21 protein-coding genes are annotated in these 25,805 nt (G+C 44.7%); 18 read left to right on the forward strand and 3 right to left on the reverse strand.

All coding sequences use genetic code 11. The features are described from left to right. The first annotated feature begins 20 nt into the window (after window positions 1-20). From QZV24_RS02935 to pyrR, 16 genes are all read left to right on the forward strand, one after another. A complete protein-coding gene (locus QZV24_RS02935; protein WP_294519917.1) occupies window positions 21-308 on the forward strand; it encodes a hypothetical protein in 288 nt (95 codons plus the stop codon). Window position 309: 1 nt separating this feature from the next. Then, window positions 310-3,171, forward strand: coding sequence for an AAA family ATPase (locus QZV24_RS02940; RefSeq protein ID WP_294519920.1), 2,862 nt, complete (start codon window positions 310-312; stop codon window positions 3,169-3,171). 156 nt (window positions 3,172-3,327) lie between these two features. After that, on the forward strand, window positions 3,328-4,275 hold the full coding sequence (locus QZV24_RS02945) for a RodZ domain-containing protein (RefSeq protein ID WP_294519922.1): 948 nt from the start codon (window positions 3,328-3,330) through the stop codon (window positions 4,273-4,275). A gap of 20 nt (window positions 4,276-4,295) precedes the next feature. Next, window positions 4,296-6,176 (forward strand): YgiQ family radical SAM protein, encoded by a 1,881-nt coding sequence (locus QZV24_RS02950; protein ID WP_294519925.1) that lies wholly within the window; start codon window positions 4,296-4,298, stop codon window positions 6,174-6,176. A 2-nt stretch (window positions 6,177-6,178) separates the two neighbouring features. Continuing rightward, window positions 6,179-6,634 (forward strand): transcriptional regulator NrdR, encoded by a 456-nt coding sequence (nrdR, locus tag QZV24_RS02955; RefSeq protein ID WP_290656894.1) that lies wholly within the window; start codon window positions 6,179-6,181, stop codon window positions 6,632-6,634. Window positions 6,635-6,658: 24 nt separating this feature from the next. Continuing rightward, window positions 6,659-8,398, forward strand: coding sequence for a radical SAM protein (locus QZV24_RS02960; protein ID WP_294519929.1), 1,740 nt, complete (start codon window positions 6,659-6,661; stop codon window positions 8,396-8,398). 15 nt (window positions 8,399-8,413) lie between these two features. Further along, window positions 8,414-9,232, forward strand: a complete 819-nt coding sequence (gene pgeF, locus QZV24_RS02965) for a peptidoglycan editing factor PgeF (RefSeq protein WP_294519932.1) — start codon at window positions 8,414-8,416, stop codon at window positions 9,230-9,232. A 23-nt stretch (window positions 9,233-9,255) separates the two neighbouring features. Further along, the gene (locus QZV24_RS02970) at window positions 9,256-9,945 is read left to right on the forward strand and encodes a YggS family pyridoxal phosphate-dependent enzyme (protein ID WP_294519935.1); all 690 of its coding nucleotides are present in this window, start codon (window positions 9,256-9,258) and stop codon (window positions 9,943-9,945) included. A gap of 32 nt (window positions 9,946-9,977) precedes the next feature. Further along, complete coding sequence (locus QZV24_RS02975) at window positions 9,978-10,496, forward strand: cell division protein SepF (protein WP_290656887.1); 519 nt, start codon at window positions 9,978-9,980, stop codon at window positions 10,494-10,496. A gap of 42 nt (window positions 10,497-10,538) precedes the next feature. Then, window positions 10,539-11,339, forward strand: a complete 801-nt coding sequence (gene proC / locus QZV24_RS02980) for a pyrroline-5-carboxylate reductase (protein ID WP_294519939.1) — start codon at window positions 10,539-10,541, stop codon at window positions 11,337-11,339. 7 nt (window positions 11,340-11,346) lie between these two features. Further along, complete coding sequence (locus QZV24_RS02985) at window positions 11,347-12,138, forward strand: RNA-binding protein (protein ID WP_294519942.1); 792 nt, start codon at window positions 11,347-11,349, stop codon at window positions 12,136-12,138. Between the two features lie 274 nt (window positions 12,139-12,412). Continuing rightward, on the forward strand, window positions 12,413-13,951 hold the full coding sequence (locus tag QZV24_RS02990) for an FAD-dependent oxidoreductase (protein WP_294519945.1): 1,539 nt from the start codon (window positions 12,413-12,415) through the stop codon (window positions 13,949-13,951). Between the two features lie 200 nt (window positions 13,952-14,151). Next, the gene (locus QZV24_RS02995; protein ID WP_294519947.1) at window positions 14,152-14,754 is read left to right on the forward strand and encodes a DivIVA domain-containing protein; all 603 of its coding nucleotides are present in this window, start codon (window positions 14,152-14,154) and stop codon (window positions 14,752-14,754) included. After that, window positions 14,741-15,232, forward strand: coding sequence for a signal peptidase II (gene lspA / locus QZV24_RS03000; RefSeq protein ID WP_294519950.1), 492 nt, complete (start codon window positions 14,741-14,743; stop codon window positions 15,230-15,232). Before QZV24_RS02995 ends, lspA begins: the two co-directional genes overlap by 14 nt. Then, the gene (locus tag QZV24_RS03005) at window positions 15,210-16,130 is read left to right on the forward strand and encodes an RluA family pseudouridine synthase (RefSeq protein WP_294519953.1); all 921 of its coding nucleotides are present in this window, start codon (window positions 15,210-15,212) and stop codon (window positions 16,128-16,130) included. The genes lspA and QZV24_RS03005 overlap by 23 nt, the downstream gene beginning before the upstream one ends. A gap of 29 nt (window positions 16,131-16,159) precedes the next feature. Beyond that, the gene (pyrR, locus tag QZV24_RS03010; protein WP_290656875.1) at window positions 16,160-16,711 is read left to right on the forward strand and encodes a bifunctional pyr operon transcriptional regulator/uracil phosphoribosyltransferase PyrR; all 552 of its coding nucleotides are present in this window, start codon (window positions 16,160-16,162) and stop codon (window positions 16,709-16,711) included. A 218-nt stretch (window positions 16,712-16,929) separates the two neighbouring features. Here pyrR and QZV24_RS03015 read toward each other — a convergent pair whose 3' ends face one another. From QZV24_RS03015 to QZV24_RS03025, 3 genes are all read right to left on the reverse strand, one after another. Further along, on the reverse strand, window positions 16,930-20,757 hold the full coding sequence (locus tag QZV24_RS03015; RefSeq protein ID WP_294519956.1) for a PolC-type DNA polymerase III: 3,828 nt from the start codon (window positions 20,755-20,757) through the stop codon (window positions 16,930-16,932). Between the two features lie 19 nt (window positions 20,758-20,776). Beyond that, window positions 20,777-21,202, reverse strand: a complete 426-nt coding sequence (locus QZV24_RS03020; RefSeq protein ID WP_294519959.1) for a PaaI family thioesterase — start codon at window positions 21,200-21,202, stop codon at window positions 20,777-20,779. A 103-nt stretch (window positions 21,203-21,305) separates the two neighbouring features. Next, window positions 21,306-22,784, reverse strand: a complete 1,479-nt coding sequence (locus QZV24_RS03025; RefSeq protein WP_294519962.1) for a class I adenylate-forming enzyme family protein — start codon at window positions 22,782-22,784, stop codon at window positions 21,306-21,308. A 252-nt stretch (window positions 22,785-23,036) separates the two neighbouring features. Between QZV24_RS03025 and QZV24_RS03030 the strand changes: the two genes are divergently transcribed. After that, complete coding sequence (locus QZV24_RS03030) at window positions 23,037-24,734, forward strand: methyl-accepting chemotaxis protein (protein ID WP_294519965.1); 1,698 nt, start codon at window positions 23,037-23,039, stop codon at window positions 24,732-24,734. A gap of 22 nt (window positions 24,735-24,756) precedes the next feature. Continuing rightward, complete coding sequence (locus tag QZV24_RS03035) at window positions 24,757-25,779, forward strand: sugar-binding protein (protein WP_294519968.1); 1,023 nt, start codon at window positions 24,757-24,759, stop codon at window positions 25,777-25,779. The last annotated feature ends 26 nt before the right edge of the window (window positions 25,780-25,805 follow it).

A 25,805-nucleotide genomic window follows, 5' to 3' on the forward strand; every position in this document is an offset into this window, starting at 1 on the left:
GTGATATTTAGGAGTTTTGGATGCTTATTGGTCATTTAGGGGCTCTTTTGTCATTTGTTACCTTTTTCATATCGGTGATGGCGTATTCATATGGGAAGGATGCTTATGAAATTGAGCCCTTTGAACGAAATTGTTTCTTTGTTTTATTGGGCTGCACTGTAATAAATATTGCAGCCCTCCTTTTAAAGGATTATTCGGTACTTTATTACGCTGACTATCTCCAGTTTGTGGCGAGTGTTGGTGTGTTTTTGATGTTTGCCGGTTTGTGCTGGGTGTTTTATCAGATAAAGTATTCAAGGGGACGATAATATGTCCACAGACAAGAAAAAAGAATTTGCTCAGCTGTCCAAGGCTACCAAGGAGCTTTACCAAGCACTTTGTGCCAATATCAGGGGGCAGGATGAGGCAATTCACTATTTTGTACAGGGAATTTTCAAGGGACAGTTTATTCCGGATACGGAATCACAGGCCCTAAACAATGTATTTTTGCTGTCGGGACCACCAGGTACCGGCAAATCTACCTTGGCTTATATTACCGCCAAAACCTTAAACAGGAATGTGATTGAGATAAATCTGGATGCCAATGCCGCGGAGTCCTCGGCTGAGGATTTTGTCAAAACGGTAAGTGGCAATTCGGAAGCAGGATTGATTTCCAGATTTGTGGAGGATAATCCTGACGGTATTCTGTTGCTTAAAAATATTGAAAAGGCCAATCCAAAGGTGGTATCGGCCATTAGTCAGGTAATCGAAAACGGCAGTGTTGTTGATGCAACCCGGAATGTGGAGATTTCCTTTGCCAACACGATTATTATCTTCACCACCAATATGGGGGCGGAGCTGTATCTTAATGAGGAAAACGGGGCTGTTTTGCCGAAATCAATTGTACTGGAAACCTTTGTCCGTATTCTGGCGGAGTCGGAATTTCCAGTACTATTTTTTTATGAGTATTTCAATAACGACCATATCATTTTCTTCAAGGAGCTATCTGCCAATCACATTGTGGAGCTGATTGAGCAGAGCTTTGTGGAATTTGTGCAGGAAATACATCAGGAATACGGCTACGAACTGGAGCTGGACCCGGATATGACCAATTTGTGTCTCTATAATCAATGCGATATTATTGATGCAAAATCAGTAGTGCCGTTAAGCAAGGCATTTATGAAAAATGAATTTTATGAGCTGAGCCGCCATATTGGGGACGATGTCCTGACCAAGCTGGAAAAAATCACCTTTACTGTGGAAACACCAGCTCAGGATAATCCCATGTATTCGCTGTTTATGTTTCAGGAGAAGCCTCAGGTATTGGTCATTGCCGATAAAGAAAAATATCCGTCATTGGTGGAAAATGATTATGTTGACCTGTTATTTGCTCAAAATGTGGAGCAGGCTGTAGAAATATTGACTGATAATTATATTTCCTTTGCTGTGGTGGATTTAATGCAGGGAGTAGAAGACCATGGAGTGAAAATGCTGAGTCTGGATGATGAGGTATCCCTTGGCCTGGCTATGTTTGATTTTATTCGGGATAATTTGCCAACCTTGCCGATTTATCTTGTAAAACAGGACAGCATTAGTTTGGCGGATTATTTTACTTTTATGCAAAAGGGTGCCCGGGCAGCGGTGGATTTATCAGTGGACAGTGCACAGGTGACCGCCGAGCTGTTGATGATTGCCCGGGATATTTTGGTACAGAAAAATTTTGATGTGCTGGAAAAAGAAGGCCTGATATTAAAGTATAATACGGCCCAAAAGCTGTCAGAGGATGGCAAACAGGCTGAAATAGTCTTTTATGATTTTGATTTTCAGAACATCAATGGCCCGGACCCAACGGATGAGTATCTGGAAAAGGTGGACGATGACCGTCATTTTGATGATATTGTGGGTGGCAAAGCGGCCAAGGAGGAACTTAAATATTTAAGCGACTATCTGGTTAATCCGGAAGTATTTGTGATGAAAAACCATAGCACGCCTTGTGGTGTGCTGCTGTTTGGCTATTCAGATGCCGGCAAGGTATCCTTGGGCAAGGCACTGGCGACGGAAACCGGTTCTACCCTGCTGATGACCACTATATCGCGCATGGCTGATCTTACCCCGGAGGGGGCCTGTGAATTCTTGAAGGATTTATTTGATCGGGCCATTCGGGAAGCACCGGCGGTTATTTTGATCGAGCAGCTGGGGCAGCTGCTGGATACCATCGGCATAGGTGCAGTAAATGCCATCGTCAACGGTATAAAAAATATCAAATCCAGCGGTGAACCGGTGTTGTTCGTGGGAACATTGGATTGGGCCCATTCCACGGTCAGTGATGATAATTCTGATTTTCCACCGGAGCTGCTTCATTTGTTGGAATACAAAATACGGGTAAGGCTGCCGGACCGGGAGGAACGGATTGAGGGAATTACCAAGGCGTTAAAGGCCCGGGGAATTGATACGGTGCCGGAGGCGCTTATTCAGAATATCGCTGATAGGGTAATTGGCCAAAGTATCGCTGATATCAATGAGTTTATCTCCATGGCCATCCGGATGGCGGCCAAGCAGCAAAAGGAAGTGGACCGGGATATTCTGGCAGATGCCTTGGGAGAATTCCATTTTGGCCAAAAGCAGGAATGGGATGAGCCAAATTATTATTCCACAGCAGTTCATGAGGCTGGCCATGCTTATATGCTATGGCTCACTGGCGAAAAATCCACCTTTGTCACCATTGTGGGTCGAGGTGAATACGGTGGATATACCCGACCAAAGGTAAACGAAAAGATAAATAAAAATTATACCAGAAAATATTATCTGGATAAAATACGGATGAGTCTGGCCGGACGAGCGGCTGAGGTAGTATTTTTAGGCGAAGAGGAAGGTATCAATGCCGGTGTCAGTGGCGATTTGCAAACAGCTACAATACAGGCTCTGACCATGATTAACGATGTGGGGATGGGCAAAAAGCTGCGGGCTTATGTGCCATGGGAACAGATAACTACCAGCCCGGTGGGGGTTGATATCTACAACGAGGCCAATGAAATTCTCCAGCAGGAGTATGAAACTACTTTAAAACTTATCCGGGAAGGAAAAGAGGCTGTAAAGGCGTTAGCCGATAAACTGCTGGAAAAATATCAGCTAACCGGTCCTGAAATAGATGAGATTTTAGACAGCTTTACCAAACCGGTGGAAATGAAATAAAATGCAGGCACTGTGTTGAGCAGTGCCTATTTTTTTGTAAAAAATGGGCAAAAAGATGGAATTGTAATAAAATTTCAGAAAAATAGTGCTGTTTACTTGTGCATAAAAATATATAAATGTATAATATAGTAGAGTTTTTATGTGGGAGGTTAGAACATGCTCGGTGATGCCTTGAGACGAGAAAGAGAAAAGCAAGGACTTACAGTAAAAGATATAGAAAATGAGACCAGTATACGGTCTGTATATATAACCGCTATTGAAAAAGGTGATTATGATTCATTGCCTGGAGATGTTTATACCAAGGGGTTTATCCGTAATTATGCCCGGGCCCTGAATATGGATAGTGAATCATTGCTACAGCAGTTTAATTCGGAACGAAACATCGAGACACCGATACAGCCGGTGGACCAGATGTCCAAGCCTAATTATTATGAAGATGTTCCACAGCGTACAGTCACCGTAAAATCATCCAATCGGGATGTTTATCGGTCTGATCATGGGACAAATCTTTTTTCCTCCGGTGATGATTATCGGGAGCGTACCGAGGAAAAGAGTGGCTCCAAAGCATTTTTGATTTTTTTGGCTGTGTTGGCAGTATTTTTGGGGGGCGTTTATTATGCCTTCAGCGATACTCCGTCAAAGCCTGCCAATAAACCTGCGGTAAAAACCGAGCAGGTGAAGAAAGAGAATACAAAAACTACGGAAAAGCCAGTAGCCAAAACCTATGACAGCGTTGATGTAGTAGCAAAATGTGATGATGTTTGTTGGGTTTCCGTTACAGTTGATGGCAAAAATGTTTTCGAAGGTATGATGGAAAAGGGCAAGGAAATGTCCTGGAAGGGTAAGGACAGAGTTGTGGTCACTGCGGGAAATGCAGGGGCTATGGAGCTGATCTGGAACGGCAACAGCCTTGGCAAGCTGGGTAACAAGGGTCAGGTGGTTGAACGGGTTATGACCAAGGATAATGATGGCCGTGCAGCTGCCAAGAGTGATACCCAGTCAGCCGCCAATACCGGTGTCAATGCGGATAACAACACTGTTCAGGAGAAAAAGACGGCAGCACCTGATAAAACGGACGCTGCTAAGACAAAGAAAAGTAACTGATAAATATATGGTGTGATTGAATGAGCTTTTTACCAATATCAAAGTCTGATATGGAACTTAGAGGCTGGGAACAGCTGGATTTTATCTTTGTTTCCGGGGATGCCTATGTGGACCATCCCAGCTTTGGACCGGCTATTTTGTGCCGTCTTTTGGAAAAGCATGGTTATAAGGTTGGGTTGATTCCCCAACCGGACTGGCACAACACCAAAGATTTCGCCCGCCTGGGAAAACCCCGGCTGGGCTTTCTTGTTTCAAGTGGTAACTTGGATTCACAGCTAAACCGGTATACTGCTGCCAAACGAATACGGCATCAGGATCAGTATTCACCTGGGGGAAAGGCCGGTTGCCGACCGGAACGGGCTGTAATAGTGTATTCAAAGATGCTGCGGAAATGTTGGGGTAATGATGTTCCGATTATTATTGGCGGCATCGAAGCCAGTCTGCGCCGCTTTGCCCATTATGATTACTGGGAAAATTCTGTCAGAAAATCAATTTTGGCCGAAAGTGAAGCGGATTTGCTCATATATGGGATGGGTGAGCATCAGCTGATTGATGTGGCGGCCCAATTGCACCAGGGGGTTGAAATACAAAACATTCAGGATGTACAGGGAACCTGTTTTAAAGTGCCTAATTTTGACTATATATGGGACTATACACCACTGCCATCCTTGGATGAGGTCAGCCGGCACAAGGAAAAATTTGCCGAAGCCTTTAAAACAGAGTATTTGGAACAGGACGCCTTCCGGGGTAAAAAGCTGGCTCAGCAGAATGGCCAATGGTGTATTGTACAAAATCCACCGGCTATGCCCCTTAGTATGGAGGAAATGGATGAAATCTATGACTTGCCCTATGAGCGGGCCTGGCATCCGATATATGACCAAGCTGGCGGTGTTCCAGCCTATGATGAGGTTAAATTTAGTATTGTAGCTCATCGGGGCTGTTTTGGCGGGTGTAATTTCTGTGCTATTATTTCCCATCAAGGGCGTATAATTCAACCCCGAAGTGATGAATCTATTCTGCGGGAAGCCAAGCTTCTTACCAAGCTGCCGGGGTTTAAGGGATATATTCACGATGTAGGCGGTCCTACAGCAAATTTTCACCGGACCTCCTGTGATGCCCAGCTAAAACGGGGGACTTGTCATGGTAAGCAGTGCCTTTCGCCGGAGCCATGCAAAAATCTTGTGGTGGACCATAGCAGCTATATACAGCTGTTACGGAAAATCCGGGCATTGCCGGGCATAAAAAAGGTCTTTATTCGGTCTGGAATTCGATTTGACTATTTGATGCTGGCCAAGGATGAATTTTTACAGGAGCTGTGTGAGCATCATATCAGTGGTCAGCTAAAAATCGCTCCGGAGCATATATCTGATAAAGTAACTCATATGATGGGCAAATCCGCGAAAAAGGTTTATGTACGGTTTGTAGAGCGCTTTGCTACCATAAATCAAAAGCTGGGGAAGAAACAATTTCTGGTACCGTATTTTATGTCCAGCCATCCTGGGGCCACACTGGATGATGCCATAGAGCTGGCGGAATTTATCAAAAAAATGGGTTATCACCCACAACAGGTACAGGATTTTATCCCAACACCTGGCACCTTGTCCACCTGCATGTGGTATAGTGGCATAAATCCGTTGACAGGGGCGCGGGTATATACGGCTAAAAATCCGGAAGATAAGGCTATGCAACGAGCTTTGATGCAATATTGGCTACCGGAAAATTATCCATTGGTAAAAAAAGCCTTGGAAAAAGCCCATAGACAAGATCTCATCGGTTTTGGACCGAAATGTCTGATAAAGCCGGAAAAGAAGCCTAAGGATAAAGCCAGTCCAAGAACTGGTAATGATAAACGAAGCAATCACAGAAGCAACCATAATAGTAAGAAAAGTAAGAAGGTGTAGTAATGCTTTGTCCATATTGCAATACAGAAGACAGCAGAGTAATCGATTCCCGGGCAGTGGATGATGGCCGGGCCATACGGCGTCGGCGGGGATGTAATAATTGTGGCAAACGCTTTACCACCTTTGAAACAGTGGAGCAGCTGCCTTTAATGGTGGTCAAGCATGACGGCACCCGACAGATTTTTGATCGCAACAAGCTGTTAAACGGTCTTATCCGGGCCTGTGACAAACGGGAAAAATCCCTGGAAAGTATTATGATTCTGGCCCATGATATTGAGCAGTCCATCCGGCGGGAATACGAGCAAGATGTAACATCCAAGGATATTGGGGAAATGACCTTGAAGAAGCTGAAGAATTTTGACCAGGTTGCCTATATCAGGTTTGCATCCGTATACCGGAAGTTTTCAGATATCAACAGCTTCCGTCATGAGCTGGATGTGCTTTTGGCGGATGAATAATGGACTTAATATGGAGGAAGCTATTTGTCCTGGCAATTAAAGGAGCAGCTTAAAGAGCTGTTGAAGGAAGAAACTGGATATTATATTTATCCGGCTGGTGGCCGCACACGAGTGGCTCTGGCGTATCCAAATTCATATTTTGTAGGTATGTCCAATCTGGGGCTGCATATTATTTATCGTCTGTTAAATCAGCGTCAGGACACAGCCTGCGAGCGGTGTTTTTTGCCGGAAAAAAAACAGCAGGCCGAATATGTTAAGACCAAGTCCCAGCTAATGACTGTTGAGACCCAAAGCCAGGTTTCATCCTTTGATATATTGGCCTTTATCATGTCCTTTGAAATGGATTATTTCAACATTATCAAAATGTTGGAGCTAAGCAAGATAAAGCCTTTCGCCAAGGACAGGGGGGAGCGGGATCCGTTGGTTATAGCCGGTGGTCCGTGCGCAACCTTTAATCCTGAGCCTATGAGCCGGTTTATTGATGTGTTTGTCATCGGTGAAGGTGAAGCGATAATGCCAACCTTTATGGCAACCTATAACCAGGCCCGTAGTGCTGGAAAAACCAAGGCTGAAATTCTGACTGTTCTTGCTCAAATCCCCGGGGTGTATGTACCCTCCTGCTATGATATAGCTTATGATAAAGAAGACCGGTTTGCCGCAACAATTCGTCCTATTGGTGATGCGCCACCTACCATCAGTCGGCAGTGGCAGAAAAATCTGGATGAATATCCCGGTGAAACAACCATTTATACGGAAAACACCGAGTTTAACCTTCATTTAGTGGAGATTGCCCGGGGCTGTGGCCGGCATTGCCGGTTCTGTATGGCGGGGTATTGCTTCAGAAAACCACGAAACCGTTCTCTGGAAGCCATTGAAAAAATGCTGTTGCAGGCTAAAAAGGACGGTCGGCGCGTGGGATTGATGGGGGCAGCTATCTCTGACTATCCGGAAATAGATGCATTGTGCCGGGAGATTTTGGGGGATGGCCTAAGTATGTCGGTAGCATCCTTTCGGGCCGATTCAGTTACCATGGAGCTGGTGGATTCCTTGGCCAAAAGCGGCCTGAAGACCCTTACTATGGCTCCGGAAGCCGGTAGTAAGCGAATGCGGGCGGTTATCAACAAGGGGATTGAGGAAGAACATCTTATTAAGGCCATGGAAATGGGTATAAAAGCCGGTATCAGGCATTTTCGTCTGTATATTATGATAGGTCTGCCGGGGGAAGCACCGGAGGACATTCAGGGCATAATCGATATGGCCAATCGGCTAAAGGATTTTATGGAAGCCAATGGCGCCAATGGTCGCCTTACCCTTAGCATAAATCCATTTATTCCCAAGCCGTTTACCCCGTTTCAATGGGCTCCTATGGCTCCATTAAAATACATTCAGGGGGCTTTAAAACAGATAACTGCTGCTTTAAAAAAGCGTCATAATATAGAAATTATTGCTGAATCCCCACGGGATGCCTATGTACAGGCGGTTTTAGCCCGGGGCAATCGTACAACCGGGGATTATCTTTGGGAAGCCTATGAAAATGGTGGTAGCAAGGCGATGAAATCCGTGCTGAAAAGCCACGGCCTGTCCATGGAGGATATTGTCAGTCAGCCAGTGGCTCTGGATAATGTTTTACCTTGGGATATGTTGGATATGGGCTTTTCAAAGGAGTATTTGCAGAAAGAATATCGTGAATCCCAACAGGCCAGTCCAAGGCATACGGTTCAATGCTTTGATGGCTGCCATCGGTGTGGTGTCTGCCGGGATTGATTATTGGTGATTTATATGAGTTTTTCACTTATTTCTGGTAAAAAGAATAATTTGTGGATTGGCAAATTTTCCATCTTTCCGGAAGATTGCTTTGTCCACGGTATTTCCACCCGATATGGTGGAGTGAGTCATGGTGCATTTGACAGCTTAAATTTAGGCCTTCACGTAGAGGATGATGCTGATGCGGTTAAACAAAATCGGGATATATTCTTTGAAGGATTGGGATTGTCCAAGGGCAGCGGAGTAACCTGTCAACAGGTTCATGGCGATCGGATAGCGGTAGTTAGCCGGGAGCAAGCAGGCCGGGGAATGTATGATTACAGTACATCAATCCCGGATGTAGATGCCCTTGTTACCAATGTGCCCGAGTTACCGTTAATGCTGTTTTTTGCTGATTGTACCCCTATTTTACTGGCGGACCCGGTAACAAAAGCCATTGGCGTTGCTCATGGAGGCTGGAAGGGAACTGTCGCATCGATTGCTCGGAAAACTGTTCAACGAATGGTGGAAGAATACGGCTGCAACCCACGCAATATACTGGCGGGGATTGGACCGGCTATTGGTCCGTGCTGTTACGAGGTTGGGGATGAGGTTGTCCACCAATTTACCGATGCTTTTCCGGAGTTTATCCAAGATATTCTCACCAATGAAGCCGGTAGTAATCGGTTGAATCTGGCCAAGGCCAATCGGCTACAGCTTATTCAGGCGGGACTTGAAGATAATAATATTGATATGGCTGGGGTGTGTACCTCCTGTAATAATCGGCAGTTCTTTTCCTATCGGGGAGACAAAGGCCGAACGGGACGGATTGCCGCCGTACTGTCCATACGATAAACTAATCCCGGAAGGTGATATAAATGATAGCGGAGAAGTTAAAAGAGGTTAAGGAGAACATTGAAGGAGCCAAGGCAAAACGAAGCCCGGATAAGCAGCACGAAGTACGGCTTATCGCTGTGACGAAAAATCATGATGTTCAGGCGATGCGGGAAGCTATTGATGCCGGCGTAACCGACATTGGTGAAAATCGTATCCAGGAAGCCAAGGAAAAGTTTGCAACGCTGGACCGGGATGTGACCTGGCATTTAATCGGTCATTTACAGACCAATAAAGCCAAACAGGCCGTAAAAATATTTGATTTGATTCATTCAGTGGACACACTGCATTTGGCTGAGGCCATCAACAATGCCGCTGCTGGAATCAACAAGGTTCAAAAGGTATTGGTACAGGTCAATTTGGCCAAGGAAGACTCCAAGTCAGGTGTATATGTCGAGGAATTGGCGGATTTGCTTCACAAGGTGGATGAATTGCCGAATTTGCAGCTTATGGGGCTGATGTGTATAGCTCCGAATTATGATGATGTGGAAGAATGTCGCCCATTATTTGCAAAAATGTACGAAATTTTCCAAAAAGTGAAGGAAATCACCTTTTCAACAGCGAATATTTTATACTTGTCAATGGGAATGACACATGACTATGAAATTGCCGTTGAGGAAGGGGCAAATATGGTACGGGTTGGAACCGGAATTTTTGGTCCAAGACAATATTGAGTGGGAAAACCAGTGTGTGAGGAGGAAATCCTGTGGGTAAGATAGATTCTATTTTAAAGACCCTTGGAATTAAAGAAAGCGAAGAGGACGAGTTACTTTTGGAATCTGACATTGAGATAAATGAGGGGCCAGTTGAACCCAAAATGAAACCAGCTGAGCCTGTCAGCGGGAATAACCGCCACATATATGATAGGAAGGTGGTAGGCATGAATACTGGTTCATCCTCAATTCGTGAAGGGGGCAACAACGCTGCTTTGGCAAGTGCAATGATGAAGGTGGTAGTAATCAATCCGAAAAGTATTGATGATTGCCAGCAGATTGCCAACTGCTTGAAGGAAAAGCGTCCAGTTGTTATCAATTTGGAAAATGTGGAGGAGCAGACAGCTATCCGCATTATTGATTTCATCAGTGGTACCATTTATGCCATTGATGGTGCAGTAAACAAGATTAGCCGTAATGTATGGCTATTTGCACCAAAGAATGTCAATATTGCTGTAAGTCAGCAGAACCATGGACTGAGCAATATGCCATGGGAACCAAGCAACAAGTAATTTAGATAATGTACAAAAATTATAGGGAGGCTGGTGATTGTCATGAAAATTGGATTTATTGGTGGAGGATCCATGGGTGAGGCCATTTTGTCCGGTGCTCTGGCTAAGGATTTGGTATCGCCAAAAGATGTGTTTGTATCTGAAATAAGGGAAGATAGATGTAAGGCCCTTAAAGCTGAACATGGTGTCAATGCGGTGACTGACAATGATTTTGTTAAAACCGCCGGTCTGGACCTGCTGATTTTGGCTGTAAAGCCACAGGTGGTGACTGAGGTAATGGAGTCCTTAAAGGGTAAGGTTCCGGCCAAGATGCTGATTGCTTCCATTGTTGCAGGTCTGCCAATTAAAACTATTGAGAAGTATTTCCCGGAAAATCCGATTATCCGCATTATGCCTAACACACCGTTAGCTGTTGGTGAGGGTATGTCGGCCTATGCTCGGAATGAAAAGGCATCATCCCAGGCTGCCAAGGGAATTCGGGACATTCTCTATGCTTGTGGACAGGCAGTAGAAGTAAAGGAGACTTTGCTTGATGCTGTAACAGGTCTTTCGGGCAGTGGCCCAGCGTATGGCTTCCTGATGATAGACGCACTGGCTGATGGCGGTGTGGCCGCCGGACTGCCACGACAGACAGCTATCCTGTTGGCAGCTCAGACTCTGTTGGGTGCTGCCAAGATGGTGGTGGAAACCGGTAAGCATCCGGATGTATTGCGTGACCTGGTAACCAGCCCGGCTGGTACAACCATTGCCGGTGTACGGGTTATGGAACAGCAGGGCGTCCGTGGTGCACTTATTGACGCAGTTTTGGCTGCAACTGAACGCTCAAAGGAATTGGGGAAATAATTAGTATATGTCATCCGAACAAAGAGAAAAGATTATAAGATTTTACAAGGGGACAGAAGGCGCTGAAACAGCTATTAAGCTGGTGGATATGGCCGAACAGGTTCAGCGTAGCCAAAAGTTTCGCATAAGCGGTTTTCTGGATCCATATGGACAGGAAATTGCTGAAACCATTGCTGCAAACTATCCTGGTATCCGAGTTGATTTTGAAGGAGGATATCCGGGGGCAGAACGGCAGCGGGCTATGTTTATTGACAACACCTTCGGTGGAAATCCCGGCTTTGATATTGTCGTCATAAAGGCCAGCTGGAACGGTCAGTATGAGCATATCGGCCATCGTGATGTGCTGGGTGCCTTGATGGGCCAGGGAATCGAACGAGACCGGATAGGTGATATTCTGATGAGTGGTGAAACCTGCCGGATTTTGGCGGATGATAAGATGGGCGCCTTTCTGTTGGATAATCTCACTCAGATTGGCCGCAGCGGAGTTTCCTGTGAACTGGATGATTTAGCCAATATTACCCCAAAGGAAGAACGGTGCAAGGAAATTAAAGCAACGGTTGCTTCTTTGCGGGTGGATTCCATCGCTGCAGCGGGGTATGGTTCTTCCCGTAGCAAGGCAGCTTCGGACATTGCTGCTGACAAGCTGAAGCTGAATTGGCAGCCGGTAAAAAACGCCTCCCAGTCCGTGAAGGAGGGGGATGTTCTTTCCATGCGGGGGCGTGGACGACTGGAAGTGGTCGAGGTCCGTGGCTCTACCAAGAAGGGCCGCATAGGTGTGCTATTAAAAAGATATTTTTGATTTTAAACCGCCTTCGGGCGGTTTTTTTGTTCGTTCGGCTTTTTTTAGGAATTTCTACATAGTTATGTGCGGAAAATGTATAAAAGTCTGCCTTTATCAAGCTTTGTATTTAACAGCCTAATACTGTACGGTCATTTATTGTCAGTTGGGTCGCTTTGGCGAAGGATGTGCCCCATATCCTGATACATAAGACCATCTTAAAACAGGAAAACAGATTTTTACAGCGAATAAATTGATTAAGATGTTGATATATAATGACCGGAGGTATGTTAATATGGAGAAACACTTTTCTATTCCCATGTCTCGCCGTAATTTCATGAAGCTGGCCGGCATTGCTATGGCAGGAGTTATGGTGGGGGGGACCAATACATCAAAGACTCAGGCATTTAGTGGTAAGACTTCCACAGCAAATTTCAATGATGCTGATTTGCCAATACTTTATGATGCGGATGTTTGCGTTGTTGGTGGCGGTGCGGCAGGGACGGCAGCGGCCATCAATGCCGGAAAAAATGGGGCCAGCACTGTTTTGGTGGAGCAGGGAATTTCCCTGGGGGGACTGGCTACCCAAGGTTTGGTATATCCATGCATGCGGACTTTTATCCATAATAGCGATACCCCATATATTTTGGAGCTTAACAGGCGCATTGAGGAGAAACAGGGAGTTACGCCCCTGCTGGGTATTGAAGATGAAAACAGCTACGGTGGCGGGCAAGGATTCTATGTGCCGGAGTGCCTGACCTGGCTTTATGATGAATGGTGCGAGGAAGCCGGGGTAACTGTCCTTTATGGTACTACCCTGGTGGGAGCAACAGTAGAGAATGGAACTATTAACGCCTGTGTGGTACAGACGGTAGATGGTTTGGCAAAAATTACAGCCAAAAGCTTTGTTGACGCCACAGGTGATGCTTTGTTGTCCCGTTTTGCTGGTGTTCCTACGGAAAAGGGATCGGAGAAAACCGGACGCAATCAGCCTATGAGTCTGCGCTTTGAGATGAGTGGTATTGATGTACCAAAGGTGCATAAATTTTTCCATAATAAATTGAAAGATACCTGGATGGGAGAAAAAACTGACCGAAAATTTGAAGAGGATGTGAAGAAGGGTCGTACTCCCTTTATGGAATTTGCCAAATGGAAAAAGACTGAGAGCTTCTTTAAAGAGGGCGTCACCAGGGGAGAGGTTACTGAGGATGATATTCTCTATATCCAGGCCTATTCCATTATGGGCAAGCCTCATACCATGTCCATGAACTGCCCTGAAATTCCACCATTAACCTTCTCATCCACGGATGCTATTTCCCGCAGCCAGGCGATTACTTTTGGGCGTAAGATGACCCGCCGTTTGGCCAGCTTTTTTAAAAAGAATATTCCTGGCTTTGAAAAGGCCTTTATCAGTAAGGAAGCCAGCATGGTAGGTGTGCGGGAGTCCTGGCGTATTAGGGGAAAATACTATCTTACTGAGGAAGTGTATATGAAGCGGGAAAAATTTGTGGATGCGATATGCCGTACCGCTTATCCTATTGACATACACGATGTGAAGCTGGATTTTTATGAAAAGTTAAAAAAAGGCGAGTATTACGAGATTCCATTTAGGGCACTGATTGCTGACAAGGTGGATAATTTGTTGACGGTTGGTCGCTGTGCCAGCGGAAGCTTTGTGGCCCAGGCTTCCTTCCGTATTCAGCCAACCTGTATGAGCATGGGAGAGGCCGCCGGTATTGCCGCAGCCTGGGCATTGAAGAAAAATATTCCGGTATCTGAGGTTAAATGGGAGGAAATACCAGAAAACCAGCGAAGCTACGTAAGTAAAAGATAGAAAAATATTTAGGATATATATGGACTGTGAATTTGTATAATACATATTCACAGTCCTTTTTTTACCATCCAAGTGAATATAAGATGAATAATAAGTCATATATTATATAAAATAGGTACTACAGTGTTTTAATAAAGAAAAAAATATGCTAAAATATAGTGTGGTTTTGACCGTAAAACTATTGCTTTAGGGGGATGAGTATGCTTACACCAGTAGATATTCATAATCAGGAATTTGGCCGTAGCTTTCGTGGCTACGATATGGAAGAAATAGATGATTTTCTCGATCAGGTAGTAAATGATTACGAGAAGCTGTACCGGGAAAACAATCAGCTGAAACGGGAGATTGAGCTCAATGAAAAGGAGCTGACCCAATATCACCAGCTGGAGAAAAATCTGCAGGACACTTTGCTGGTTGCTCAGCGCACTGCCGATGAGGTTATAAATACTGCCAATTCCCGGGCTGATGAAATCCGTCAGGCCGCCAAGCAGGCTGAGGAAAACATCATTCACGCAGCTGAGGTAGAAGCCAAGCGCCGTTTGGAAGAAGCTGCCCAGAAGGTTAGGGAAGCCATCAGTGAGTATGAGCGAATTGTCAGTGATAAGCGCCAGTTTATTGCCAAGATGCGCAATATTCTTAACACTGAATTATCCATCTTGGGGGATTTGGAAAATCATATGCCTGATAAGCAGGAGCATGATTTATTGCATACTATGAATGTGGAAATCGGTACCAAAGAGGCCAATATGCCAGAAGTACCAGTAGTTGAGGATGAGGGCACACATTCAGATGGAAATGATTAAAAATGGTTTGGAGGCAAAGGAAGTGCCCTTTGGTTTAGGACTTATTGTTTTTATTATTGACCAATTGGTAAAAGGCTATATTACTGCTTCAATGCATTTGGGGCAGTCTGTTCCGGTTATCAAAAATTATTTTTATATTACCTATGTACTCAATCCAGGGGCTGCCTTTGGTATTTTTGAAAATCAACGGCTGTTTTTTATTGGAGTGGCACTGGTACTGTTGGGAGTAGTAATCTATTTCCGCAAACAGCTTATGAAGGAACATATGCTGGTACAGTACGGCGTGGGATTGCTTGTTGGCGGAGCCATCGGCAATCTTTATGATCGGCTGCAGAATGGCCTGGTCGTTGATTTTTTGGATTTTCGTTTTTGGCCGGTATTCAATATCGCTGATGTAGCTATCTGTGTAGGTGCCGGACTTATAATGTTTGATATTTGCTTCAGGAGGCAGGAGAATGATTCAGACATTCAAGGTTGATACTGACAACGAACGCTTGGATGTATTTTTGACCAGAATGCAACCGGATTTTTCCCGTTCCCATATACAGAAGCTGATTGCTGACGGTGGTGTTACAGTATCCGGCAAGGTTCGTAAGGGAAACTATCGTCTGCATTTTGATGACGAGGTGGAATTGTCCATACCTGAGGCCGAAAATGTTGAAATACTGCCGGAGGATATTCCTTTAGATATTCTTTATGAGGATAATGATATTATCGTAATCAACAAGGCCAGGGGTATGGTGGTGCATCCAGCCGCCGGAGTCAATTCCGGGACACTGGTAAATGCCCTGATGTTTCATTGCAAGGATTTATCCGGTATCAATGGGGAGATTCGTCCCGGTATTGTGCATCGATTGGACAAGGATACTTCCGGGGTAATGGTCGCCGCCAAGAATGATAAGGCACATTTGAGCCTGGCCAAGCAGATACAGGAAAAGACTGCCAAGCGGATATATCACGCTATTGTCTGGGGCAACATCAAGGAAGAAGCTGGTGTTATCCGAGGAGATATTGGCCGGCATCCCACCGATAGGAAAAAAATGGCCATTGTGCAGGAAAATGGCAAATCTGCTACCACACATTTCAAGGTACTGGAACGGTTTGGGGATTGTACCTTAATCGAGTGTCGGCTGGAAACCGGCCGGACGCATCAAATAAGGGTTCATATGACCTACATAGGTCATCCGGTGGTTGGTGATCCAAAATATGGAGCAACCCGCCATGGAAAGGTAAAGGGTAATTTTTCAATCCAAGGACAGGCACTGCATTCTATCAGCCTAGAGCTGACTCATCCATCAACCGGTGAGGTTATGACATTCACCAGTCCGTTACCGGATGATATGGAAAAGATTTTAAAAAAGCTGCGTAATAAATAGATAGTACGGGATTATAGGGGGACTGATTTATGGCGACTTTTGTTGACAAGACAATCCTGATGGATGAACAGGCAATTTTCCGGGCTTTGGTCCGTATTGCCCACGAAATAGTGGAAAAAAACAAAGGCGTGGCCAATGTGGTACTGGTGGGAATCCGGTCCCGTGGTGTTCCGTTGGCTGAACGCATTGCTGATGCCATTGAAAATATCGAAGGGACCCGCCCGCCTGTAGGTGTATTGGATATCACCCTTTATCGGGATGATTTGTCTACATTGTCATATCAGCCTATTGTACGGCCGACAACTATGCCGGTGGATTTGGATGGTAAAATTGTAGTATTGGTGGATGATGTACTATATACCGGCCGAACTATTCGGGCAGCACTGGATGCCATTATTGATATGGGACGACCAACGGCTATTCAGCTGTCAGTTTTGATTGACCGGGGGCATCGTGAGCTTCCAATACGGGCTGATTATGTTGGCAAAAATGTGCCAACCTCATCCAAGGAGTCCGTAAATGTAAAGGTAATGGAATTGGATGATGCTGACCAGGTAGTTATCCGTGAAGAAAAAGAGTAATGATTTTTTAATAGGCACTTGTAAAAAAGTGTCTATTTTAATATTAAATAGGTATATTTATATAGGTGGGGCAGTATAAATTTGTTATTTTGTATTTTTACTTCCGATAAGTATAAATTATCGGAAGTAAATTAAATACCACAAAAATATATACACATACAAAAAATACCGTAATCGGCCAAAATGCAGTGATTACGGTATTTTTATTTAGTTGTTATTTAGAACAGGCTTAGCTGGTCGCTTTCATCCATTCCGTTCAGGCAGCCATGTACCCGCAGGGCTTCAATGCTGGTCTTGGTTATACCAGTACGCTTCTTTAAATTTTCTATAGAAGAAAATGGTCCTGCCTTCCGTTTTTTGACGATGGATTTTGCATCCACACCACCCAAACCATTTAAGGTAGTAAATGGTGGCAGCAAAGCATTTTCTTCCGGTACCATAATAAATCGGTCGGCACCGGATTTATACAGGTCAACCTTCTTTACCGTAAAGCCCCGAATAAACATTTCCCAGGCCAGCTGTAAAACCACATAGAGTTCATCTTCCTTGGCATCCATTTTATCCTTGGCTTCCAGCTCCTCCATTTTCGCCTTAACAGTATCCTTGCCCTTGGAAATAATATCTGAGTCAAAGGCTGCTGCCCGAATGGAGAAATAAGCCGCATAATAAGCCAAAGGATAATGTACCTTGCAGAACGCAATACGGTAGGCCATCATTACATAAGCCGTAGCATGGGCCCGTGGGAACATATACTGGATTTTTTGACAGGATTCAATGTACCATTCCGGGATTCCGGTCTTGCGGAGAACCTCCACCACATCCGGAGCTACCCCCTTGCCCTTCCGGACCTTTTCCATTGTCTTGAAGGCCAGCAATGGTTCTACTCCATGATGTATCAAATAAATCATAATATCATCACGGGCGGAAATTGCATTTTGCAGGGTACATGTACCAGCCCGAATCAAATCCTGGGCATTGCCCAGCCATACATCAGTACCGTGGGAAAAACCAGAAATACGCACCAAATCCGAAAAACATTTTGGGTTGGTATCGGCTATCATCTGACGGGTAAAATTCGTTCTGAATTCCGGAATACCAAAGGTACCGGAATTAGCTCCCAATTCCTCCTCAGTGACACCCAGAGCATTGGTACAATTAAACAGGCTCAAGGTTGCCGGGTCATCAAACGGAATGGTTTTCGGATCACGGTGGGTCAAATCCTCCAGCATTTTTATTACTGTTGGATCATCGTGTCCCAGTATATCCAGCTTAACCAGTCGGCTAGATATGGAATGATAATCGAAATGAGTTGTAATGGTGCCGGAAGTCTTATCATCGGCCGGATGCTGCAATGGAGTAAAGAAATGTACATCCATATCCCGTGGCACTACCATAATACCGGCTGGATGCTGGCCGGTAGTCCGCTTCACTCCATTACAACCAATTGCTACCTTATTGATATAAGCCTCTCGCTTGGATTGGCCTTTTTCCTCATAATATTTCCGGACAAAGCCATAGGCGGTTTTTTCGGCCACAGTAGCAATTGATCCAGCCCGGAATACATTGTCCTTGCCAAACATCTCCTCAGTATATTTATGGGCCACCGGCTGATATTCACCGGAAAAATTTAGGTCAATATCCGGTACCTTGTCCCCGTCAAAGCCCAAGAAGACGGCAAATGGAATTTCGTGTCCATCCTTTACCATGGCTGAACCACAAATAGGACAATCCTTATCCGGCAGGTCATAGCCACAGCCATACGAACCATCGGTAATAAATTCGCTGTGCTTGCAATGAGGGCATCGCCAATGAGGTGGCAGCGGATTTACTTCGGTGATATCCGTCATAGTCGCCACAAAGGACGAACCAACGGAACCACGGGAGCCTACCAGATACCCATCCAGATTGGATTTGCGCACCAATTTGTGCGCAATAAGATACAATACAGAGAAACCGTGGGCAATAATTGGCTTTAACTCCTGATCGATACGAGCCTGAACAATTTCCGGCAGCACTTCACCGTACAGCTTTTTGGCATTTTCATAGGTCATCCGTTTTATTTCTTCATCCGCCCCTGGAATCATTGGTGAATATAACTCATCCGGAATAGGTTTGAATTTTTCACACATATCGGCGATTTTGCGAGGATTGGTGACAACTGCCTCATAGGCTGCTTCTTCGCCTAAATACTGGAATTCTGCCAACATTTCCGCAGTGGTACGCAAATACAACGGTGGCTGTAAATCGGCATCATCAAAGCCTTTACCTTTCATCAGGATTGCCCGGTAAATCTGGTCCTCCGGATTCAGAAAATGCACATCACAGGTGGCAATTAGCGGTTTGTTCAACTTTTTGGCCAGCTCAGCCACCTTTAAATTTATCTTAATTAGGTCATTATCATCTTTTATATGGGGAAAATCATCACTTCGTACCAAAAATTCATTATTTCCTATAGGTTGAATTTCCAAATAATCATAGAAATCAGCGATTTTCAGCAGTTCTTCATCACTTTCGCCAGCCACAATAGCCCGGATAAGCTCACCGGCTTCACAGGCCGAGCCGATGATCAAGCCTTCCCGATACTCCTGAATAAGCTGTCGGGGCAGTCTTGGAGTTTTGTGGAAAAACCGCAAATGGGACATAGTAATCAATTTGTAAAGATTTCTCAGACCATTTGGGGTTTTGGCCAAAATAATTATGTGATTGGCCCGTTTTTGCTCGTAATTTTCTCCGACCAAATAACCCTCAACACCGTAGATTATCTTAATATCCAGCGGTCCTTTTTCAAATACTGTTTTCATTGCCTCAGGAAAAGCCTGTACTACGCCGTGGTCAGTAATGGCAATAGCTGGCCATCCCCATCGTACCGCGGTTTTTATAAGACTTTCGGCGGAAGAAACAGCATCCATACTGCTCATGGTGGTGTGACAATGCAACTCTACCCGCTTTTCAGCCGCTTTATCCTGCCGTTTTTCCACATCCACCAGCAACACACTATCTGCAAAAAATACATAATCGTTATCGTACTTATCAAAGCGTGAGGAACCCTTGAGCTTTACCACCGCTCCTTTTTTAGCGGCATCTTTCAGGCGATCAAGAACCTTTTCAAAATCCTCCGGGACCTTGAAAAAGGCTTTACAGGTTATACCGTCAGTACTATCGGCCACAGCAAAAAACAGGAGATTAGTGGATTGGAAGCTTCGGCCGTCAACACCGGCAATGGAGCCCTGAATCACAATCTCCTTCATTTCCCCTTTTATTTCGGACATCGGGGTAATTTCCCCAATGATACTGTTGCCATAGACCAACGGAGAATCATCATCCCCAATAGGAACAGCCGACCGCTTGCTTCTGGTGGGGCGACCTGATTTGCTGGAACCACCGTTGCTTGAATTCCCCGTAGCTCCCCCTGATGAAAAGCCAGTTCCACCGCCTCCCTGGGCCGGTGGTGGGGTTGGTGCCTGAGCAGCTTCCAAAGCTTCCTTGTATTCCTTGGTATTAAAAACTTCATCCTGAACCGGTATATCGTCTATTTCTTCAAATATGGCCTGACAAACCAGCTGAATTGGATAACCGATTATTTTTATAGCAGCATCCCGCAGCTTAGCGAAAATATCATTTTCTTCCAGCAGATATTTACTGAAATCGCCATGCACCTGCAATAGGATATTATCTTCATTATATATACGGTTGGATTGCAAAAGAATATGTCTGGCCCCATGATTATCCTTGGCGGCATAGTCCACCAGTTTTTTCCAATGCTGTTCTACTATTTTATTCAGCTTCATAACGGACTGGTAAATAATTACCTGGTCAACGCCATTCTTGTTGGCAACATATTCGGCAACCCGGTCCAATAGCGTGTCGGCAATTTTCGGCATGGTCCAAACCATTATTTCCCATGTATTGGTTGCCGGAGAAATTTCCACATGACGAATAAAGCCACTTTTCAGCAGCTTTTCTTCGTCTGTATTAAGTTTCATTCCTAAAGCCAGTTCAGATAATATACGACTGGTTTTGGGCACTATACAATATTTGTCATTCATAAAAACACCGTTTGGAAAATCATTCCCCGATGGTTTTCATTACCACCATTTTGGCTGCCCCCTCAGCACTGACTGTGCCGTCCTCCAGCACAATTTCCGATTTCATTTCTACCACATTACGCTTACGGCTGACTACCCAGCCTCGTACCGTTATTGGCACATCAGTAGGTGTAGGCTTTCTAAAGCGGACCTCCAGCTTGCCGGTAAAGGCCGGCTCACCGGTTTTAAACAGATAGCCCCCCATAGCTTCATCCAGCATTGTGGTCAATATACCACCGTGGACAACCCCACCGTAGCTTTGATAATTCCTGTCAACTACTGTTTTGGCAATAAACTGATTGGATATAATGTTAAATTGCAGCTTCAAGCCAATGGGATTATTTTGTCCACAGGCAAAACAGTTGCCTGTATCCTCCATTTTTTTTATTTCCTCTTCTGTTGACATATTACTCCTCCCATTCGCTGCCAGGCCAATTCAAAATAAGATGTCTGTGTGAGAAAATGTCTCTAGCGAGATAGTTCCCCAATAGACCTGCATCTGGTAAATATTACTTACTTGCGTTATATTCTTCAATAATGCGATTTTTGGCAATCTTACCGGTGGTAGTCCGTGGTAAAGCCGCCATCTGATGAAATTCCCGCGGTATCTTATAAAGGGCCAGATTTTCCTGCAAATGCTTTTTCAGCTCCCGCACATTTACTTCAGCCCCTTCCTTTACACTAAAGAAACAAGCTCCAGCATTGCCACGCAGCTTATCTGGAACCCCTACTACAGCTGCCTCAGCAATCCCCGGGAACTGATATACCACTTCCTCTACTTCCCGTGGATAAACATTTTCCCCCATACTGATAATTATATCCTTTATTCGGTCCACAATGTAGAGATAACCATCATCATCGCTACGGGCCACATCACCGGTGTGCAACCAGCCATCCTGCAGTGTAGACGCAGTAGCCTCCGGCAAATTCCAGTAGCCCAGCATAACATTATCACCTTTGACGATAAGCTCACCAGCCTCACCCAAAGGTACATCATTGTTATCTGCATCCACCAGCCGATATTCCAGATCTGGCAGAGCAGGTCCAATAGACCCCACCTTCACCTTATCCAGATGATTAACGGCAACAACCGGTGAAGCCTCAGACAAACCGTACCCCTCGCAGATATTTACGCCAAATTTTTCATAAAAATCCTGGGCAATCTTTAACGGTAAGGTCGTACCACCACTAATAACTACCCGGAGAGTCTCCATATCTTCCTTGCTGGCCAGCTTGGTCAACAAAGCACAAATCGGCGGCACTACATATATATCATTGATATTTTCCTTACGGATGGTTTCAATGGTCTCCTTTGGCGTAAATGTATCCAGAATAACCACTGTGGCCCCGCAATACATAGTGTAAATAACCGACAAACTCCAACCAAAGCAATGATACATTGGCAGAACGCACAATACCTTGTACTCCCGTTGGCACTTAACGACCTTGCCCACCTGCATTACATTAGCAATAATGTTTTTGTGGGACAACACCGCACCCTTTGGATTACCGGTAGTACCGGAAGTATAGATAATAACGCAAGGCTTATTTTCGTTAAAATCAGCCGGAAGCTCCGGAGCATCCGGATAAGCTCCTTCCAAATAACAGGTTTTTATGTTGTGTTGAAGCAACTGGCCATTATAACCAACCTTTTCCAACTGGTCAGTGATATCCAGGTCCTGATAAGTAAGGAGATGCTCTATGCCAGCATCGTTGATTATATAAGCTACTTCCCGACGGCTAAGTTGGAAATTGATAGGCACCGCAATAGCGCCTAAAGATACAATGGCAAAATAGGCATAGATATAGTCCACACTGTTGCGGGAAAAAATTCCTACCCGGTCGCCCAGCTTGACGCCAATATGGTTCAAATAATTACGGTAGCTGGTCACCTTTTCCCGCATTACCTTATAAGTAATACGGCGATCATCGTCCACGGCAACAAGAGAGTCATCATAGCCCTGATATAGTAAATCATGAATATACATCTTTTTTTACACCTAACCTTTGTATTATGTGTTTTAAAGCTCCTATTTATAATAAGTTTCTTTTGAAATGATGTCAAAGGTTATATCAAAATAATCTACATATTACTTGTTTTTTACCCATTATTTCTTGACGCGAAATGTACATTTTTCTATACTGAAGTTAGGTAAAAATATATTATTTATGCAATATCAATGGTTACGAATTATAACCAACTTTATTATTTTTATTACCACAAAAAGGAGGTAATTTTTTTGAATAATTTATCTATCCGTTATAAGCTATATCTTGTTTTTGGCATACTGCTTGTTATCTTTTCAATAACGAGCCTATATTCAGGCTATAGCTTAAACAGCATCAACAATGGCGCTATGCGTATCGCCACTGAGCATCTTCAGGGGGTAATGGCAGCTTCTGACAGCAATCAGACTTTGGCTGATTATCGGCAGGGTGAATATGCCATACTGACCTCCACTACACTGCCAAATCGCATTTATGCCATCCAGCAGACCCACAAGCTGGGCGACCAGTTGGATATTGCGTTTGCCGATATTGAGCCAACACTTACCGGAGATGCGGTTCAAAATTTTAATGAAATTGTCTCTGCCTGGAAAAGCTACCGTGCATCATCGGAAACCATGATAAACTTGATTTCCCAAGGAAAACAGGCTGAAGCAGCGGCTATGCTGGATAAATCCAAGCGGGATTATGCGTCAATCAGCAGCAACCTCACCCGCCTTTTGGACGGACAAAAGGACTTCATTCACGAGGAGACCAGTGAAGCTGCTGACAAGTACAGCTCCACCCGCAATGCTCTTGTCGGGACATTTATTATTGTATTACTTCTTTCCGCTGTTATGGGCTGGTATTTAAGCTCCACTATTCAAAAATCGGTTTCCTATCTTATGAATATTTCCAAGGAAATTGCCAACGGTAATCTAACAGTGGATGTTACTGCCAAAACCAATGATGAATTTGGTGAGCTTACTAACTCCTATCGGGACACGGTGAAAAATCTCCGTACACTTATCGGTCATATTCACCAGACAGCCAATGATGTATCCGGTTTTGCCAATCAGCTGACTGAAAACGCCAGCCAATCGGCTCAGGCAACCCAGCAGGTGGCTATGTCCATAAGCAATGTTGCTTCATCAGCTAATATGCAGGAAAGTGCCGTTACCAGCTCTTCCAACGATATAAATATGCTGGCCCAAAATCTTGAAGGATTTGCTGAAAAGGCCTCGGCCTCCAATACAGCCGCTCATAATGTGGAAGATATTGCCAGCCATGGTGCTGAGTCAATTACTGATGCAGTAAACCAGATGGAAGAAATTTCCGATGCTGTAATGCAGTCAGCGGAAGTTATCCGCCAGCTGGCCGAACGCTCCACTGAAATCGGTCAAATAAGTGATACTATATCTGATATTGCTTCTCAGACCAACCTGCTGGCCTTAAATGCGGCTATTGAAGCAGCTCGGGCTGGTGAAGCTGGTCGGGGATTTTCCGTGGTTGCTGAGGAAGTCCGTAAACTGGCTGAGGAATCCAATTCTGCTGCCCTGCGGATAGCCGAGCTTATTGCGGATATCCAGAAGGATACTGACCAGGCTGTAAGCCGTATGTCACACGGCACTGAAGTTGTAAAGGCCGGTCAGGCAGTAGTAACCAATGCCGGTGAGGCTTTCAACAATATTGTGGACGCTGTAAGCAATCTTGCTGATCATTCCCGGGATATTTTGAACGAAGCTACCAGCTCCTCCTCCAATGCGGCTAATCTGGTAGATACAATGGCTGCTTTGGAAAAAACCGGCCGTGAGGTGGCCAGCGAAACTGAGTCTGTATCGGCTGCCACCGAAGAACAGGCGGCTTCTATGGATGAAATTGCCACTGCCAGCCGCAAGCTGGCCGAACTGTCGGTTGCCTTGCAAAACGCTACAGACAAATTCAAAATCTGATAAGGAAAGGAGCTGAGGTTTCGTGAAAAAATTTATTGTATTGCTATCTCTGTTAATGATTATAGTAGCTGCATTGCTTTCAGGCGGCTGTTCATCTGATAACAATTCCCAGAAAAAAATATCTATTACCTTCGCCAATTCATCAGCCAACTGGCAAAAAAATGGTAACAGCATGAAGGCTGATTTGGAAAAAGAAGGATTTACTGTAGACCTGCAGTTTGCTGATACTGACAGTCAGCAAATAGAACAGCTAAAAGCTATGATTGCCTCTAAGCCAAGCTGTATAGTTATAGGTGCAGTAAACTCCGAAAACCTTTCTGAGGTTTTGAAGGAGGCCAAGGAAGAAAAAATTCCTGTTATCGCCTATGACCGACTAATTATGAATACTGACGCGGTTTCCTATTACGCTTCCTTTGACAACGAAGCAGTTGGGGCGGCTATGGGCGAATATATTGTTGCATCCCTTGATTTAAAAAATGGTAGCGGCCCATATAACATCGAGGTATTTGCCGGCGATCCGGGGGATAATAATGCCCATATGTTCTTCAACGGTTCTATGAAGGTTTTGAAGCCATATTTTGATAATGGACAGCTGGTAAGCCCTAGTCGTCAGGTAAGCTTCGACCAGGCAGCCACCAAGGATTGGGATAAAAATAATGCCAAAAGCCGAATGGATAAACTGTTGTCGACTTATTACACAGGTGGTACGCCTTTGAATGTTGTTTTGGCACCTAATGATGGTTGTGCAGATGGAATTCGCAGTTCCCTACAGGCCAACTATCATGGACCTTGGCCTATTTTAACCGGACAGGATTCGGACAGTACCGCTTTGGAAGCAATCAAAAATGGAACACAGTCCATTACCATTTATAAATCCTCCAGCGAGCTCAATACTAAATGTATCCGAATGATAAAGGCTGTTGTTGAAGGAGTAAAACCGGCTATAAACGATAAGACCAGTTATAACAATGGTGTGATGGTAGTACCTTCTTACCTCTGTATTCCACTTATTGTAGATAAGGACAATTTAAGTGTTGTAAAATGAGACTTATTCAGTTGGGGCGTAAAGCT

It is taken from the genome of uncultured Anaerovibrio sp. (assembly GCA_902786545.1).
GTDB lineage: Bacteria > Bacillota > Negativicutes > Selenomonadales > Selenomonadaceae > Anaerovibrio.